At 64.9% G+C, this 17,828-nt stretch carries 12 protein-coding genes; 2 read left to right on the top strand and 10 right to left on the bottom strand.

The features are described 5' to 3' along the window. Positions 1–140: 140 nt before the first annotated feature. A complete protein-coding gene (locus FAZ69_RS07355) occupies positions 141–680 on the top strand; it encodes a hypothetical protein (RefSeq protein WP_136893286.1) in 540 nt (179 codons plus the stop codon). Here the strand turns inward: FAZ69_RS07355 and FAZ69_RS07350 are convergent. The 9 genes from FAZ69_RS07350 to FAZ69_RS07310 form a co-directional block, all read right to left on the bottom strand. After that, positions 669–1,952, bottom strand: a complete 1,284-nt coding sequence (locus tag FAZ69_RS07350) for a glycosyltransferase WbuB (protein ID WP_136893285.1) — start codon at positions 1,950–1,952, stop codon at positions 669–671. The genes FAZ69_RS07355 and FAZ69_RS07350 overlap by 12 nt on opposite strands. Beyond that, complete coding sequence (locus FAZ69_RS07345; RefSeq protein ID WP_136893284.1) at positions 1,953–3,095, bottom strand: glycosyltransferase family 4 protein; 1,143 nt, start codon at positions 3,093–3,095, stop codon at positions 1,953–1,955. It lies immediately after the preceding gene. A gap of 27 nt (positions 3,096–3,122) precedes the next feature. Beyond that, entirely contained in the window at positions 3,123–4,082 is a 960-nt protein-coding gene (locus FAZ69_RS07340; protein ID WP_136893283.1) for a GDP-L-fucose synthase family protein, read from the bottom strand. 11 nt (positions 4,083–4,093) lie between these two features. Beyond that, positions 4,094–5,212, bottom strand: coding sequence for a GDP-mannose 4,6-dehydratase (gene gmd / locus FAZ69_RS07335; protein ID WP_136893282.1), 1,119 nt, complete (start codon positions 5,210–5,212; stop codon positions 4,094–4,096). Between the two features lie 74 nt (positions 5,213–5,286). After that, positions 5,287–7,527 (bottom strand): polysaccharide biosynthesis tyrosine autokinase, encoded by a 2,241-nt coding sequence (locus FAZ69_RS07330; protein ID WP_136893281.1) that lies wholly within the window; start codon positions 7,525–7,527, stop codon positions 5,287–5,289. A 129-nt stretch (positions 7,528–7,656) separates the two neighbouring features. After that, positions 7,657–8,793, bottom strand: coding sequence for a polysaccharide biosynthesis/export family protein (locus tag FAZ69_RS07325; RefSeq protein WP_136893280.1), 1,137 nt, complete (start codon positions 8,791–8,793; stop codon positions 7,657–7,659). Positions 8,794–8,857: 64 nt separating this feature from the next. Next, entirely contained in the window at positions 8,858–10,243 is a 1,386-nt protein-coding gene (locus FAZ69_RS07320) for an undecaprenyl-phosphate glucose phosphotransferase (RefSeq protein WP_136893279.1), read from the bottom strand. Between the two features lie 73 nt (positions 10,244–10,316). Next, complete coding sequence (locus FAZ69_RS07315) at positions 10,317–11,879, bottom strand: mannose-1-phosphate guanylyltransferase/mannose-6-phosphate isomerase (protein WP_136893278.1); 1,563 nt, start codon at positions 11,877–11,879, stop codon at positions 10,317–10,319. A 158-nt stretch (positions 11,880–12,037) separates the two neighbouring features. Further along, positions 12,038–13,036, bottom strand: coding sequence for a GlxA family transcriptional regulator (locus FAZ69_RS07310; RefSeq protein WP_136893277.1), 999 nt, complete (start codon positions 13,034–13,036; stop codon positions 12,038–12,040). 1,463 nt (positions 13,037–14,499) lie between these two features. Here FAZ69_RS07310 and FAZ69_RS07305 point away from each other — a divergent pair. Beyond that, positions 14,500–16,527 carry a hypothetical protein gene (locus FAZ69_RS07305; protein ID WP_240702134.1) on the top strand — a complete coding sequence of 676 codons (2,028 nt, stop codon included), beginning with the start codon at positions 14,500–14,502 and terminating at the stop codon, positions 16,525–16,527. A gap of 160 nt (positions 16,528–16,687) precedes the next feature. Here the strand turns inward: FAZ69_RS07305 and FAZ69_RS07300 are convergent, their stop codons facing one another. Further along, a complete protein-coding gene (locus FAZ69_RS07300) occupies positions 16,688–17,758 on the bottom strand; it encodes a hypothetical protein (protein ID WP_136893276.1) in 1,071 nt (356 codons plus the stop codon). Between the last annotated feature and the right edge of the window lie 70 nt (positions 17,759–17,828).

The following is a 17,828-nucleotide window of genomic DNA, read 5'->3' as shown; positions in this document are numbered from 1 at the left end:
GTTACGCGCAGATTATGGTTCTGTGCCTAACGCAACGTCTGCGCGACACGCCGCCATTGGCCGCATGAGCAGGAGTTTTGGCGGCTGGGGGCGGCTCGATTGCGGGAGCATTCAAATGCATTGCACAAGGGAGGCAGTCAATGAGAAACGATTTCCGGCGCACGCGTGCTGCGTTGCTGCTCGCGCTGGCGCCGCTGCTCCTCACGGTTTATCCGCCTGCCGCGCAAGCGCAGCAGAATGCCAACGCCGCGCCAAAAGACAATGCGGCAGCCGCACGGCCCGACGACGGCGCAACGCTCGGTCCGACCGAGACGGACAACGGCGCCGCGATGGGCGCCGCAGCCGCGCGCATGCTCGGCGACACCCACGAAAACCAGTTGCTCGGCGCGCCCGCGCCCTATGGCGACCCATACCGCTCGCAGTTCGAAAACGAATCGAACGGAGCGCAGCAGACCGACCTGATCAACTCGCAAAGCGTGCCGATGAGCGGCGGAGGCGACAAAGCCAAGCCTGGCGCGAAACAAGGCACAGCCGACGCGCTCGCCGCCGGGAAGCCCGGCGCGCAGCAAGCCCAGGCCCAGCCGCGCACGCCGGCCAACGCGGCCAAGTCCGTCTATCGCGGCTCGGCCGATCCCCTCAATCCCGACAAGCAGCACCCGGTCTACAAGTCACCGTGGTGAGCGGTTTTCCGTCGTCGAGACCGGCCTCGCGTGCCGGGGCGCGCCGCCGTCGCCGCGCCCGAGCTCCGCGAGCCGCGCATCGAGCCGGCTGAACACGGCCGCGGGCGCGAGCGTCTCTTCCGCATAGCGGCGCGCCGCCGCGCCCAGCGTTGCGCGCCGCAGCGGATCACCGGCAAGGGCCGCAATCGCCGCCGCAAGCGCCTCGACGTTCTCGGGCTCCACCACTACACCCCTTCCCTCCACGGCGGCATGGAGCTCGGTTCCCGGCCGCGCCATCGCGATGATCGCCCCGCCGCTCGCCAGCATGCCGGTCAGTTTCGACGGCATCACGAGATCGGCCGCGTCGCCGCGCTGCGGCAAGACGTGGATGTCCGCGAGATTGAGCAGTTCGTTGAGACGCTCGGCCGGCTGCACCGGCAGGAACCGGCAGTTCGGCAGGCCTTCGCAGCGCCGCATCAATTCGGCCTTGGTCGCGCCGTTGCCGCAGAACACGAAGCTCAGGTCGGTGCGCTCGACGAGCCGCGCCGCGGCCGCCGCCAACAGCTCGAGGCCCTGCTTCGAGCCCATGTTGCCGGAGTACAGCACGACGCGGTTGCCGTCCGGAATCTCGAGCTCGCGCCGGTAGCCGTTCGCGCCGTGTAGCGGATAGATCACGTTCGTGTCGACCCAGTTCGGCAGCGAGAACAGCCTGCCCGTCTCGACACCGAGACGCTGCGCGCGCTCGACCATGCGCGCCGAGATCGACGACACCACATCGAAGCGGCGCATGAGCGCGCGCTCGACGGCATGCGCGATGCGCGCCGCCCTCTCGCTCCTGAGCAAGCCGAGGTTGAAGGCCGCATCGACTTCGAAATCCTGCACATGCAGCCAGCTCTTCGCGCCGGTAACGCGCGCGAGCGCGGCGGCGGCCGGCGCGCACATCAGCGCCGGCGCGATCGTCATCACCACCTCGGGACGCCAGAGCGCCTGACGCAGCAGGAGCGGCAGCGAGGAAAGCGCGAACGACGCCAGGTGAACCATGCGCGTCGCGCCGCTCGGCTGCGCGGGAACCCACAGCGGCGCGCGCCAGATGCGCACGCCGCGCCTGACCTCGGTGCAGTAGCGCGCGGCCGAATGCCCGGGCGCGACCCGCCACTCCGGGTAGTAAGGCGGCGCGCAAACCACGCGCACCTCATGCCCTAGCAGCGCGAGCGCCTCGGCCATCTCGGCCGTGTACTTGCCGATGCCGGTGAGTTCGGGCGCGTAGTTGAGCCCGTAGATCAGGATCTTCAATCAGTCCACCAGCATCATGGCGCAGCCGCGTGCGATGCTCGCCGCAGCCGAAGGCGGATCGAAGCGCTGAATGACCGACATGCAGCGCCTGGCCGTGCCGGCGGCATCGGCGAACGCCTCGGTCGCTTTCAGGAGCGTGCGCTGCAAGCCGGCGACATCGCCGGGGACGAACGCATAGCCGCTCTCCCCTTCGACGATCAGTTCGGGCACGCAGCCGCAGCTGTCGCTGACCACGGCGGGGCAGCCGTGGCTCAACGCCTCGTTCACGACGAGCCCCCACGGTTCGCTCAGGCTCGGCAGCACGAGGCAGGTCGCGCTGAAGTACTCGACCGAGAGCGGCTCGTCCTGCAGGCTGCCGGCGAAATGCACGGAGTCGGAGAGCCCAAGCCCGGCCACCTTCGCCTTGAGCGCGTCGCCCATCGGCCCGGTGCCGACGATGCGCAGCGTGGCGCCCGGCAGCCTCCCGCGAATGCCCGCGAACGCCTCGAGCAGCGTGCCGACGCCCTTCTCTTCCGAGAGGCGGCCGACAAACAGGAATACGGGCTTCCCCCCGCTGCGATAGTGCACGCGCTCGCCGAGCGCGCGCTCGGGATCGAACGAGCGCGGCATCGCGGCGGCCTGGCAGGGAATGAAGATCTTCTCGCGCTTCGCGCCGAGCGACATCAGGTAGTCGCGGCTGCGCTCGCCGAAGCCGAAATAGCCGTGGCAGAGCGAAAAGAACACGCGCTTCGGAATCGACGTGACGAGCTTGCGCGGCCTATCGCGGCCCGTCGAGTCGCAGAACACCGCGCGCCGCTTGCCGGTCAAGATGCAGGCCGCAAGCATCGCCCAGTACTCGGGCCGGTGATAGCCCGGCAGCACGATCAGGTCGGACTTCGTCCTGAGCACCTCCCAGGTGAGGCGCGTGATGAGCTTCCAGGTCGGCACGTCTTCGTAGCAACCGTCGAAGAGCTTGTGCATCGGATAGCGATGGTACGAATAATCGACCTCGGAGAAGCCGATCCGGTAGATCTCGGTGTCGGCGATCTGCACCATCGAGTACTTGATCGCGCCCTGGGCCGACATGTTGTGCAAAGCCGAAAATACGACCCCTTTGTGGCGCGACCACACGACGTTGTGAAAAATCGTGACCGAAGCTGTCATGTCCATTGATCCCCCAAGTGTCGGCCCTCACGCATGCGCCGGCTGACGGGCAGCCTGCGCGCCGCGAGCCGCCGCATAGTCCTGGTATGTTTGCCTGATGCCATCCTCAAGTCCGATCTGCGCATGCCAGCCCATCTCGCGCAGACGCGACACGTCGAGCAGCTTTTGCGGCGTGCCGTCCGGTTTCGAGGTGTCGAAGACGATCTCGCCTGCGAAACCGACGATGCGCTGCACGCACTGCGCGAGCTCGCGTATCGAGAGATCCGTGCCCACCCCGACGTTGAAGAGCCCCTCCATGACGTCGCGCTCGAGAATGAAGCGCGTCGCCGCGGCGAGGTCGTCCACGTGCAGGAACTCGCGGCGCGGCGCGCCCGTGCCCCATACCGTCAGCGTGGCGTCGCCGTTCACCTTGGCCTCGTGCGCCTTGCGGATCAGCGCGGGCAGCACGTGGCTGCTCTTCAGGTCGTAGTTGTCGTTCGGGCCGTAGAGGTTGGTCGGCATCAGCGCGACGTACTTCGTCCCGTACTGCTTGTTGTACGACTCGCAGAGCTTGAGGCCCGCGATCTTGGCGATCGCGTAGGCGTCGTTGGTCGGCTCGAGCGCAGAGGTCAGCAGGTACTCCTCGCGGATCGGCTGCGGACACGCCTTCGGGTAGATGCATGACGAGCCGAAGAACACGAGCCGCTCGACACCCGCGCGATACGCCGCGTGGATCACGTTGGTCTCGATCGCGAGGTTCTCGTAGATGAACGAAGCGGGCTGCGAGGCGTTCGCGAAGATGCCGCCGACGCGCGCCGCCGCGAGCAGCACCACTTGCGGCTTCTCTGCTTCGAAGAAGCGTTCCACTGCGGCCTGATTGGTGAGATCCAGCTCGGCATGCGTGCGCGTGACGAGCTGCCGATAGCCGTGCGCCGCGAGCTGCCGCGCGAGCGCGGAGCCCACCATGCCGCGATGGCCGGCGATATAGATGCGTGCGTTCTTGTCCATGGCGCTCACTCTCACTCGTGATGTTCGAGCGCCGTGAAGCCGGCGAGGGTCACGAGCGCATCGCGCCGCGCGATCTGATAGTCGGCGCGCACCATCTCCTTGACGAGCGAGATGAACGGCGTGCGCGGCTGCCAGCCGAGCTTCGCATGCGCCTTGGAGGGATCGCCGAGCAGCGTCTCGACCTCGGTCGGGCGGAAGTAGCGCGGATCGACGCGCACGATCACCTGCCCCGGCATCATGCGGATTTCGCGGCTTTCCACCTTCTCGACGATGCCGACCTCGTCGACGCCGCTGCCCTCGAAGCGGATCGTCACGCCCAGCTCGGCCGCCGCGTACTGCACGAACTCGCGCACGCTGTACTGCACGCCGGTGGCGATCACGAAGTCGTCCGGCTGCTCCTGCTGCAGCATCAGCCATTGCATCTCGACGTAGTCGCGCGCATGGCCCCAGTCGCGCAGCGCGGACAGGTTGCCGAGGTAGAGATCATCCTGCAGGCCCGCGGCGATGCGCGCGATCGCGCGCGTGATCTTGCGGGTGACGAAGGTCTCGCCGCGCACGGGCGATTCGTGGTTGAAGAGGATCCCGTTGCACGCGTAGATCCCGTAGGCCTCGCGATAGTTGACGGTGGTCCAGTAGGCGAACAGCTTCGCGACCGCGTAGGGGCTCCTCGGATAGAACGGCGTCGTCTCGCGCTGCGGCACTTCCTGCACGAGCCCGTAGAGCTCGGAAGTCGACGCCTGGTAGAAGCGCGTCTTCTTCTCCATGCCGAGGATGCGGATCGCCTCGAGGATACGCAGCGCACCGAGCCCGTCGGCGTTGGCCGTGTACTCGGGCTCCTCGAACGACACCGCCACGTGGCTTTGCGCGGCGAGGTTGTAGATCTCGTCGGGCTCGACGCGCTGGATGATGCGCAGCATGCTCGTCGAGTCGGTCAGGTCGCCGTGATGCAAAAAGAGCCGCTGGTCCGGCTCGTGCGGATCGTGATACAGGTGATCGATCCGGTCGGTGTTGAACAGCGACGTGCGGCGTTTGATGCCGTGTACTTCATAGCCTTTGTCGAGCAGAAGTTCGGCGAGATACGAGCCGTCCTGCCCGGTGATGCCGGTAATCAAAGCGACCTTTCGATTCATCTTGCTTCCCCCAGGTAATCAAACAAGCCGGGCGCGGGCTGCGCCCCCGCCGCCCCGGCACAGTCAAGTCCCGCTTATTGCTCTGCGATGCTGTCGTATCCGTAGTAGCCGCCGCGATACGCGCCGCCGATCAGCGGCGTCGCCTGCGGCACGTCGGTCAAGAGCACGCCCTTCAGGTTCACGCCGCCCGCCTGCAGGCGCTTGGCGGTCTCGCTGATCTCGCCGATCGGGTGCCGCCCGTGCCGCACCACGAGCAGCGTCGTGCCCGCGTGCTTGCCGATTACCGTCGAGTCCGTCACGGCGAGCACCGGCGGCGTATCGACGATCACGAGGTCGTAGCGGCGCGAGAGGTCGTCGAGCATTTCGCGGAAGCGGTCGCTCATCAGCAGCTCGGACGGATGCGTCGGCAGCGAGCCCTTGGTCAGCACGTCGAGGCCCGGCAGCACCTCGTGCTGGATCACGGGCTCGGCATCGGCGCCGCGCAGCACGTCGGAGAGGCCCGGCTGATGGCGCACGCCGAAGTGCGAATGGACTTCGCCGCGCCGCATGTCGCCATCGATCACGAGCACGCGCTTGCCCGCCGACGCGACGAGCGCCGCGAGATTGACCGACAGGAACGACTTGCCCGCATCGGGGCGCGAGCCCGTCACCATCACGATGTTGTTGCGCGCATGGTCGAGCGAGAGCTGCAGCGAGGTGCGCAGGCTGCGCACGCCCTCCACCGCGACGTCCTGCGGCGCCTGCGCGGCGAGCACGTGCAAGCCCTGGCGGCGCATCGTCACGTTCTGCTGCAGGCGCATCTGCTGGCCGCTGCGCGGCACCACCGCGAACACCGGCACGCCGATCGCGTTCTCGATCTCGTCCGGACGCTCGACGCCGCCATAGAGCGACTTGCGGATGAACGCCACCACGATGCCGATGAAGAGGCCCGTGCCGAGGCTGAAGATCACGACGAGGAAGCGCTTCGGCCACACCGGCTTGTCGGCGGCCTCGGCGAAATCGACCACGCGCACGTTGCCGACCTGCCCCGCCTTCACGATGCGCAGCTGCTGCGCGCTGTTGAGCAGGTTCGTATAGAGCTCGGTATCGACGCGCACGTCGCGCAACAGGCGCAGCGCGGTCTGCTCGGTATCGGGCAGCGTCGCGACGTTCTTCGTCATCTGGCCTTGCGCGCCTTGCAGCTCGGCGATCTGCGCATCGAGCGCGGCCACGGCCGGGTGGCTCGCCGTGAAGCGCTGCGAGAGCTCGGCGCGCTGCTGCTGGAGGTCGACGAGCTTGGTCTTGTTCGCGACGATCTGCTGCAGGAGCAGCCGGCTTTCTTCGGAGAGGTCGACGGTGCCGTGGTTGTTGCGGAACGTGTTGTAGCGCTGCTCGGCGTCGTCGAGCTCCTTGCGCAGCTGCGGCAGTTGCTGGTCGAGGAAGGCGAGCGTGTGCTCGGCTTCGGCGGAGCGCCGGTCGACGTCCTGCTGGATGAACTGGCGGGCGATGTTGTTGACGATGTCGGCGGTGAGCTTCGGATCGCTGCCCTCGAGGCTCACGCTGATGATGCCCGACTGCAGCGTCATCTCGGCGACGATGAGCGCCTTCTGCAGGCGCTGCACCGTATCGAGCGTGGACGCGCGCTGCAGTTGGAATAGCGTGCCGGGCCGGCCGGAGAGCTTGTCGACATGCAGCGTCACGGGTCCCGAGGCGGTCGTGCCGCTCACGTCCTGGCCGATCTTGCCGCTCGCGATCGCGATGCCGTCGGGGTCGTTCAGCGTGAAGGCGCCGTTAGGCCCCGCCGTGAGCGAAAAGGTCTTGCCGTACATCTCGCTCGGCGTATCGAAGCGCGACACCTCGATCGTCTCGTTGCCCCACGCGTAGCCGGCGAGGTTCATGAACGGCGGCAGCGAGAAGCCCCACTTGCCGTTCACGAGGTCGCCGACGAGCCCGCCCACCACCGGCAGAGACTTCGGCGAGGCCGAGATGTCGAGATGAAGCCGCCTGACCGTCTCCTCGGTGACGAGCCGCGACTTCAACAGCTCGATCTCGGCGGCCGTGGTCGCCTTGGTCGCGAACATGCCGGCGAGCGGCTCGATCTGCTGACGGTTGTTGTTATTGTTGTTGTCGTTGTTCGAGTCCTCGACCTGGATCATCACGTCGGCCTTGTACACGGCCGGCGCGAGAAACGCGTAGGCGAGCCCCAGCGTCAGCACCGCGAGCGTGATGAACAGGATCGCGCGCCAGCTCGCCGCGATGGCCTGCAAGTAGTCGGCAAGCCGCAACTCGTCGCCGGCCGCCACGTCGGTGTAGCGGTTGTCGAAGTTCATAGCCATGTCAGTCACTTACTCCCATTTCGTCACGTCAGTCGGCGCCGGGCCGCCCCAAGCTGACTGACGTCCCCCTCGGGGGGAAGCGGACGCAGTTCGCTTGGGGGCCGTTCCCATTTCACGCGGTGCTCGTGGTCACTTCGTCACGATGGCTGCCGTCAGCCCGGCGTTGATCGCCGGCAGGAACAGGTTCAGCACACGGTTGAATTTCACGAGCGCGCCGTTGTCGACGTAGACGACATCTTTAGGCTGTAGATAGAACTGGTTCGCGAGCACCATCGAAACGGGCGAAGTCGCGTCCAGGTGATAGATCTGCGGGTTGTCGCCGGTCGAGTCGCGAATCACGAACAGCTGCTTGGCTTCGGCCGTGTTCGGGTTCAGGCTGCCCGCCTGCGAGAGCGCTTCGGCGAGCGTCAGCGTGCCGTTGCGCATCGGCATGATGGTGGCCGGCTTGTTGACCTCGCCCATCAGGTAGACGCCGTGCTCGTCGCGCGAGCTCACGCGCACGAGGTCGCCGTTCTTCAGCACGATCTCGTTCGGGTTGTGCCCGCTGCGGATCATCTCCGCGATGTTCAGCGGATAGGTCTTGTCGCCGCGCACGAGCTCCACCTGGCTCTGGTCCGCGTTGCCCGTATAGCCGCCCGCGCGGCCGACGGCCTGCGAGAGCGTCATCGGAATGTCGTTCACCGTCAGCGCGCCGGGCAGGCGCACTTCGCCGTCCACATAGATGGTGCCCGAGCGGAACGACGCCACCCGCACAGTCACCTCGGGGCTCTTGTAGACCTTGCTGATGCGCGAAACGATCGTGCGCTGGATCTGCGCGACGTTCTCGCCGGCTACGTGCACGGAGCCCGCGTAGGGGAACTGGATATTGCCCTGCTCGTCGACGAGGAAGCCCGGTATCGCATCGCTCGTGGCCGTCGACGCGTTCGGCTGGCCGAGCGCCGCCGCGAGCTCGGGGTGATCCCACACGGTGATCTGCAGCACGTCGCCAGGGCCGATCTGGTAGGGGCCGCTCTTGCCAAACAGCGTCTGCGTTTCCGTCGAGACCTGCTGCGTCGAGCTCGCCTTCAGCTGGTGGATCAAGTTGAGATTGATGTCGGCGATCGGCACCGGCACGCCCTGCTCCTTCTCCGCGCTGTATTCGCCGCCGCTTTGCGCGACCGTCGGCGGCGTAATCATCCGCTGCCCCGGCACCATCGAGCATGCCGACAGGACAGCGGCGATCGTCATCGACATCAGCATGCGGCTCTGCATATTCAAGAAGCTCATGGTCCGTTCCTCCTACCTGCTCTTGTTAGCTTGTTAGGTGCTTCATTTGGCTCACGCGAGCGCGTCAATACGCGTTGCTGTGCACCAAGCCCTTGACGATGGTCGCCGCGATGATCCGCATGTCGAGCCCAAACGACCAGTTCCCCAGGTAGTACAAATCGTGGGCGACACGCCGCTCCATTTTTTCGATGCGGTCGGTTTCGCCCCGATACCCGTTGATTTGCGCCCAGCCGGTGATGCCGGGTTTGATGCGATAGCGGTGGATGTACCCTGCAACCACCTTTTGGTAGAGATCGTCGTGCTCGAGCGCATGAGGCCGCGGCCCCACCACCGACATGTCGCCGCGCAGCACGTTGTAGAACTGCGGCAGCTCGTCGAGGCTCGTGCGGCGCAGGAACGCGCCGACCTTGGTGATGCGCGGATCGTTGCGCGTGGCCTGCTTGACCACGCCCGCCTGCTCGGTGTGCAGGCGCATCGAACGGAACTTGTAGATCGTGAAGACGCGGCCGTCCGCGCCCTTCCTCTTCTGCTTGAAGAACACGGGTCCGCGCGAGGAGAGCTTCACGACGATCGCAATCGCGATGAGCAGGGGCGCGAGGCCGATCAGCGCGGCCAGCGCGAACACGCGGTCGAACAGATCCTTCTTGAAGAGCGCCGCGGGTGACAGCGGCGAGGCCACGAGGTTGATCGCGGGCACGCCGATCAGGTCGATCACGCCGCTGTTGTCGAACAGCGCGATGCTGCGCACGTCCGGCATGAAGCGGATGTTGACGAGGTCGTTGCGGAACTCGCTGACGAGCCGGAAGATGATCCGCTCCTCGGAGAGCGGCAGCGCGAGCCACAATTCATGCACGTCGTTGCCGCGGATGTAGCCCGCGAACGCTTCGAGGTCGTCGAACGTGTTCACACGCGGGTTGCCCGGCAGGCGCTGTTCCGGATGCGTGTTGTAGACCGCCGTCGCGCGAAAGCCGGTGGCCGGCGCGCGCTCGATGCGGCGCAGGATCGCATCGCAATGCGCGCCGCAGCCGACGATCGCCACCTGGTGCAGGTTCAGGCCGGCGTTGCGCAAGCGCGCGAGCACGGCATGCGCGACGAGCCGGTACGAGATCAGAAGGCCGCCCGCCATCGCGGTCCAGTACGCGAACCACAGGCGCGAGACCAGATCGATCTGGCGCACCGAGAACATCGCCATCATCGCGCACGCCTGCACGACCAGGAACGCGAGCGACACCTGGCCGGCCAACACGAGCTTCGAGCGGCCGCGCCACGACTCATAGACGCCGAACACCGGAAACAGCACCAGCGCGAACGCCGCCGAGAAAATCACGAACGCGGCGAAGAACCCGCTCGGCTCCCACTCCGCGAAACGGATCTGCGAAGCGATGGCGGCGCCTGTCAGGATCAGCGCTACGTCCGCGATCCGCGCCAACAAACTTTGCAAGTCACGCATGTTATTACCCCGCTACTTACGTCATTCACTGCTTGAGCGGTTCAACCGAACTGCCCTGCCCGGCCGCGCACGGCTAAGACTTGGCGGATTCCTGCTTGCCGCAACGTCCATACGTGTCTTCGAAACGCACAATGTCGTCTTCCCCCAGGTAAGCGCCCGACTGCACTTCGATGATTTCGAGCGGCACCTTCCCCGGGTTTTCGAGGCGGTGACGCGTGCCGAGCGGAATGAAGGTGGACTCGTTTTCACTCAGCAAGAACTGCTCCTCGCCGCGCGTGACGAGCGCCGTGCCGCGCACCACGACCCAGTGCTCGGCGCGGTGGTGATGCAATTGCAGCGAGAGGCGCGCGCCGGGCGTGACGACGATGCGCTTCACCTGGAAGCGTTCGCCGTGGTCGATCGAATCGTAGAAACCCCAGGGGCGGCGCACCTTGCGGTGGGTGTCGGCCTCGGGCGCGTGCTGCGCCTTGATGCGCGCGACGAGCCCTTTGACATCCTGAACATGCGAGCGGTCGGCGACGAGCACCGCATCCGCGGTCTCGACGACGACGACATTCGTCGTACCCACGCACGCGACGAGCCGGCCGTCCGAATGCGCGTAGGTCGAGGTCGCGCCTTCGAACACGACGCGTCCGCGCGCGACGTTGCCGCAATCGTCCTTCTCGAGCGCATCCCAGACCGCGTCCCAGGAGCCGAGATCGGACCAGCCCGCGACGAGCGGCACGACCACGCCCGCGCAGGGCGCATCGGCGCTGCCCAGGCGCTCCATGACCGCGTAGTCGATCGAATCGGACGGTGCGTGCGTGAACGCTTGCGCAGCGGGCTTGAATAGCTTGCCGTCCGCTTCTCCTTCGACGATTGCCGCGAGGCAGGCGGCGTGCATGTCGGGCTGCAGGCGCTGCAGCGCGTCGAGCCACACCGATGCGCGCACGATGAAGATCCCGCTGTTCCACCAGTACGTGCCCGCGGCGACGTATTGCGCGGCCAGTTCGGCAGCCGGCTTCTCGACGAAACGGTCGATCAGGTGCGCGCCGTCGTCGAGCGCGGCGCCGATGCGGATGTAGCCGAAGCCGGTGTCGGGGCGCGTCGGCGGCACGCCGAGCGTCGCGATCGCGCCGCGTTCCGCGTGGTGCGCCGCGATCTCGATCGCGCGCTGCAACGCCGGCACGTCGGCGATCGAATGATCGGACGGCATTGCGACGAGAATCGCGTCGTCGCCGGCGGCGCACGCGAGCGCCGCGGCCAGCGTCAATGCGGGCGCCGTGTCGCGCCGCGCGGGCTCGACGATCAGGCGCGCCTCCACGCCGCTTGCTTTCAGTTGCTCGGCGATCACGAAGCGGTGCTCGTCGCCGCATACGATCATCGGCGAGGCCGCCACCTGCCAGCCCTCGGGAAAGCCTTCCATGCGCCGCACGGTGGCCTGCAGCAGCGAATCCGAGCCGATCACGTCGATCAATTGCTTCGGATAGTGCTCGCGCGACATCGGCCACAGCCGCGTGCCCGAGCCGCCCGCCAGCACGACCGGCAAGACCCGCGTGCACGGCGTGAAAGCGTTCGCCGCGGCCGTCTCGCCCGCCACGGGCGCCGCCGCCTGTCCCTGACCTCCGCTGTCGTGCTGTTGTTCGTAAAACGCCATGTCGTTACTCCCTGGTTCGTGCATCTCTTGCATCCCGCCCGCCTGAGAACGCGCCCGGCGCCATGCCGAGCGGCAATCGACGTATCGCGGCCCTCGCTCGCCGGAAACCGCTCAGGCGCATTCATCGCGAACGCGCCGCGAAAGACGGGATGGAGGTGTCAGCCGCCCGCTTCGCGGCGGCTTTGAATGCGGAACTCCGTGGGCGAAATCATCATTCGCTTGCGAAAGATCTTCGCGAGCCGGTCGCCGTTGCCCATGCCGCTGCGTCTCGCGATCTTGTCGACGGGCAATTCGGAGTCGGTCAAAAGACTGCAGGTGATCGCAAGGCGCGCCTGCAACAGATAGTCCGAGGGCGTGATGCCCAGCTCCAGCTTGAAGCGGCGCAGGAAGTTGCGCTCGCTCATGGCCGCCACCTGGGCGGCATCGGCGATCGAAATCGGCCGTTCGCAGTTGTCCTGCAGCCAGCGTGCAGCGGCTCGGATCTTGTCGCCCGCGCTGGCCGCGCCGGCGTCTCCAAGCAGCGGCACGAGCCGCGCGCTCGAACCCGGCATCAGCCGCTCGGCCACCCCGCGCGCGACGTCGAGACCGAGATCGCGCTTGACCATCGTGAGGGCGCTTTTCATCGATTCGAGACGATCGCCCGTATCGGCCGCGTGCTCTTCATGGCCCGCGTGGATCATGTAGGAGCCGAAATGCCGCTGCATCTCGTGGCTGCCGATGCCGGCCGCGTCGAGCAGCACGCAGCCTTCGGCGATCGAGCGCACGGTGGTCGTCTTGGTGTGGACGCGGCGCAGCCAGCCGATCAGCCGTTCGTCGTTGGACGCGGCACGCGCGCCCTTGCCGCCGGCAACGAAAAGTGCGTCGAACCCCATGTAGTGACGCGCATCGAGCCCGTCGGTCCAGACCCGCACGGACGACGAGCAGGTCACATTGCCGCCTTCGGCGGAGAGAAAGCACACGTCATAGACCCAGTCGTCGTTCGCGCCTGCCGACGCGAGCTCATTGGCGACATGGAAGACTTCGGCGACGAGACCCGCTCCCAAAAGAGAGAAGCCGTCAAAGAGCAGGATTGCGATCCGGCGCGTCACACACTTCGTGCTTTTGTTTGAAGCATGTAACCAGCCCATTAGTGCGGGCTCGATACTCGCATAAGGCATGGCCTTCCCCTCGATTGTTGAAAACGCTATTGGCCGATCTAGCAATCTATTTGCAGTGCATCATAGTTAGCGGGAATGTCGTTTGCCGACCCGCTGACGGAAATCAGCGAGATGTTGGCGGATTAACTCCGCACATCCCGATCCGATTTTGGCAAACGCTTATTTCTCCGGGCGCATAAGCCAGACAAATCGGACAATTCCAGTTCTATGACGCAAAATTCGTGCAGTAATTAGCCAAAAATCGCCAAGCAAACTCGGCAAAAAAGATGCCAAGACCGATCGACCCGATACGGCAGCCGACCCCCTTTTTGATTACCGCTTATTATTCATACGAGACCCGGCCGCCAACAGGAGTCGAGTCGTTGTTGATATCGCGTGCCCAAGCTAAAACGAATGAAAACGCGAAATATTCAGAACGCGAGGGGATCCCCGGTGATACCGACCGCCTCGCGAGCCTCATGCCGGAAGGACCTGCTCCCTGAGTCCGCATCGAGCCCGATGCCTCGGGAGCGATTGCTGCTTCCGGCCGGGCAATTGCCCGGCAACTGCTCATGCGTGGTCGCCAATACAGCAGTTGATGAATGCAAGGTAAACCCGAACGATAAAAGCGAGTGTTGCTCAGCCCACATTGAATCGCAGGTCGAACACTCGTCTACGCCGACCCCAAATGAATCGAATTCCGATAATTGTCTTTTGTATTACAGATGATCCATCGAAATTGGCCACCGATGTTTCCAATCTGATTCATTTTCCGATTTCAGAACATCCTATTAACTGGGATCCACCTTTTGATAGCATCAATGCCGATTTTTCACGAATTCATGTGAAGAATTGGCGGAAATACGCCAAATCGTGCGCCCCCTTTTAAAGCCATGGATGATGCAGCGCAGCACAATCAGTAAATAGCAGCACCCATTCCCCTGTTCAATTGGTAATTCAGATGTTTGCCAAAACGTTCCAAGACCGAAACTCCCGCGCTGACAATCAATTGGCGCCAGATCTGTAAGGCTTTCTGAGCGGCGGGCCTCACGGCCAGCGCGAAAAAAATTCGGACACCTCGGAAAAAATTGTCGGAAATTTGCTACCGGAAAAAATGGAACGCGCCTCCCGCCCTCCCCGCAACCCCAGTCAGGCACAGGCTTTGCGCCGTCCCGTTCAGATCCGTCATGAAAGTTGCGGAAAGAAACTAGATTCAACGCTCCCGTCTTTTTCCGAAGCCCTGTAGTCTCTCGCCCTGCGATTCGACCGGAATCAGGGTGTCGTCTGAAGATTACAGCCGCCCGCCCTATCCTTCGCTCGTCTCTTCTGTTGCTTCGGCGCATCACGGCACCGCCTGCCGCGCCGGATATCTCGCTTTGGCATACGCCAGTCCCATTCACCGTCGCCTACGGGCGATGCGCGCATCGTCGTTGTCGCGATGCGCAGTGCGAGGTTTTGCCTCGCACCCGAACACACAACATGCGATGAACAACCCAATTCTTCCTTTTCCAAAGGACCCGGACGCGAACCCCGTCGGCCGTGCAGTTCGCGCGCACCGCACCGGCGCGCTGCTGTTCGCCTCGGCGGTCGCGCTGGCCGCGTGCGGCGGCGGGGGCGGCGGTTCGGGCAGCGTCAGCGGCGCCGCCAATAGCGCGAACGGGCTGTCCGGCTCGTCGAGCGCGCCCGGCGCGGCGGTGGTCGCCGCCGGCGGCCAGACCCTGACTTGCGGCACGCCCTCCGCGGCGGCGAGCGCCGCGGCCTCGAGCACGCCGATCCAAGCCGACACCCCGGGCAGCGACGGCACGCGCATGTTCGCGGTCAACAACGGCTTCAACATCGCGTTCACGACGCAGGCCACGCAAAGCGACACGCTCAACTGGCAAGTGACCGACGACTGGAACGTCGTGCGCGCGAGCGGCTCGATTCCGGTCAATAGCGGCGCGCAGACGGTGACGGTCCCGTGCAAGTCGTCGATGTCCGGCTACTTCGCGATCTCCGCGACGCTCGCCAACGAAGGCGGCCAGTTGCAATCGATAGGCACGCGCCCGCAGGGCATCGCGACGTTCGGCGTGCTGCCCGACGTCTCGGGCACCCTGCCCGCCGTGAGCTACGCCCACCAGGACCAGCACCGCTTCGGCGGCCAGGGCACGGCCTTCCTGCCGGCCGGCGGCACCGACGGCTACCGGCCGCTGTACACGGATCTCGGCCTCGCGTGGGCGAACGACAACCGCAACTGGTACCTCGAGGAGCCGAACGGCGCGAACACCTTCGTGCCCGGCGCCAACACGCTCGCGTCGTACTTCCAGAAGGGCGACATCATGCGGCTGATCCAGGTCGACGGCATCCCCGGCTGGGCGAGCCCGACGGGCGCGTACACCGAAGGCTATGCGCCGAGCTCGGAGTCCGCGATGCAGAGCTACATGAGCCGCGTCGGCACGGACTCCGCCGCGATCCGCGCGGCGTACTTCCCGAACCAGTCGAAGAACTACTACCAGGTGACGTGGGAGCCGGACGGGGGCGGGCCGACGCAATGGCACGACACGCAGGCCAACTTCGTCTCGATGTATCAGTCGGTCTACAACGGGATTCACTCGACCGACCCGAACGCCGTGGTGATGGGCGTGACCGATTCGCTCGTGCGCACCAACACGCAATGGCTCCAGACGTACGCGCCGCTCGGCCTCGCGCAGTACCTCGACGGCCTGACGATCCACGGCTACTACGACGCGGGCACCTACCCGTCGCATCCGCCCGAGCGTCTCGCGACCGATCCCGACCCGGCCAACGCCGCCAATGCGCTGCCCGCCTCGATGCGCGAGCTGCGCAGCGCGATGAATTCGTACCTGAAGCCGGCCTCGAAGCTGTTCGTGACGGAAACCGGCATCAGCTACGACTCCGGCACGTCGTACGGCGCGAGCTACCCGACGCAGAACGAGCTCTACGCGCACGGCGCGGTGATCGCGCGCTCGCACCTGATCCTGCTCGGCGAAGGCGCGAACATGACCTACGTGTTCTACATGGCCGATCCGCCTGTCTCGCCGCCGGGCTACGGCATCTTCTTCGACCTCGCCGACGCGCAGGGCGGCTACGGCTCGAGCAACATCAGCCCGAAACCGGCCGCGATGGAAGTCGCCGCGATGACGCGCATCATCGACGGCACCAATACGCTCGGCTATGTGAAGAACGTGCCGACGGGCGTCTATGCGTATGCGTTCCAGCGCCTGAACGGCGGCAAGATCGTCACCGCGCTGTGGACGCACAACAACGCCAACTGGAGCCAGAGCGGCGGCTACAGCGCGTCATACAGCACGCAGTACAGCCTGACGGTCGACTCGCCGGGCACGAGCGGCAGCGTGACGGTGCTCGATGCGATGGGCAATGCGGCGAGCGTGCCTTATAGCAACGGGCAGGTGTCGCTGACGCTGACCGAATCGCCGCTTTATGTGGTGTCGGCGAACGCGTCGGCGATGCAGGCGAATGTGACGACGCCGGTGGGGTATGTGGGGAATTGAGGGAGTGGGTTGAGCGGTTCGAGGCGGCGACCGGCGCTTCGAACCGTGCTTGGCGGCCATGAGGGGCTTGGTGACCTCATGGCTGTTTTTGTTTGCCGGCGCGGCTTTATGCGGCCTGATCGCGAAGAGGGATGCTTTACATTGGTGTAGCCGTAAAGACTCAATTGCGCAAAGGACCGACACTGAATGAATTGAGGCAATCCCTCGCCTTTTCGGCAAAGCCGAACACATAGGCAAAGCCATCTTCATCAACTTCGAAAAGCGTCTGTTCCTCTAGGCTCCCGCCGCGTGGCGCTCCGACGATACGCCAACCCGGATAGTGCTGCTTGACCTCGTCGCGAGAGAGGCAGCGGTTCGAAATTTCGAATCTGGCGCCGATTCGGTTGCTATGGTGGTTATTGAAGACCGAGAAGGCACGTAGATGCTCTCCAGAGGCCAGATGTACCGGATTTTCCCTATAGAAGGTCACATATTCGTTTTTCTCATCCTCGCGAAGACCGTCCAAGAGTTTGGCGAAAGCACTCATGTCTTGCGCCCTCACAACTCGTATGAGTCCAGCCATGAAGCTCCAGATATCCGCGTAGGCGGCCTTGTGCGGATCATTTTCCGGCGTATTTTTCACACCAGTCTCCGTAGTAGTTGCCGTAGGTTTGATGGGTGAGGGAGGTGTATTCGCCGTTTCTGTAGATATCTCCGATGTCGCTGCGGGCTTGGCCGGCGTTACCGGACTGGAGATAGCCGTCGTAGATCCGGTTGTAAGTGGCGTGGTTGCGTGAATCGCCTGCGATACCAATGTCAGGACCGCCGTTAGCCAATATTTCACGTTGCACCTCGATGTTCTTGAGCGTCGCCCCGCCTTCGTCGGATAAAAAGAGTTTGTGCAGGCCGCCTGGTTGGAAAAGTCCACCGTATAAATGTATTGGGCATGCCCCACCTCGTGAGCCAAGGTTTGAATAGCGCCGCGCGGATTGTTCTTGTAAATGCTGTCGAGCGTGATGAGGGATTCGCCGTCCGGGACACGGGTGGCCATAGATCCTTTGCCTGCATCCCCATAACGAATCCTCCAATCGCGCATTGCCAATTCTCGTAAATCCTTCTGCAACGTCGGCGACTTCGCCAGGATCGCATTGGCGGATTGGCCCTGCTCGGGCACTTCCACCGTCGTCTGCGGCTTCGGCGCCTCGGGCATCGGGGGCGCGGCCCGTCTTGCCGCGGTCGCGAGTTCCTGCACCACATCTCGTTGACTCTGACCGGCGCGGTGCGCCAATCCGGGCCGAGCGCATCGTCGAGAAATGCGTTCA

It is taken from the genome of Trinickia terrae (assembly GCF_005144415.1).
Lineage (GTDB): Bacteria > Pseudomonadota > Gammaproteobacteria > Burkholderiales > Burkholderiaceae > Trinickia_A > Trinickia_A terrae.
This window is presented reverse-complemented; position numbering and strand designations above follow the sequence as displayed.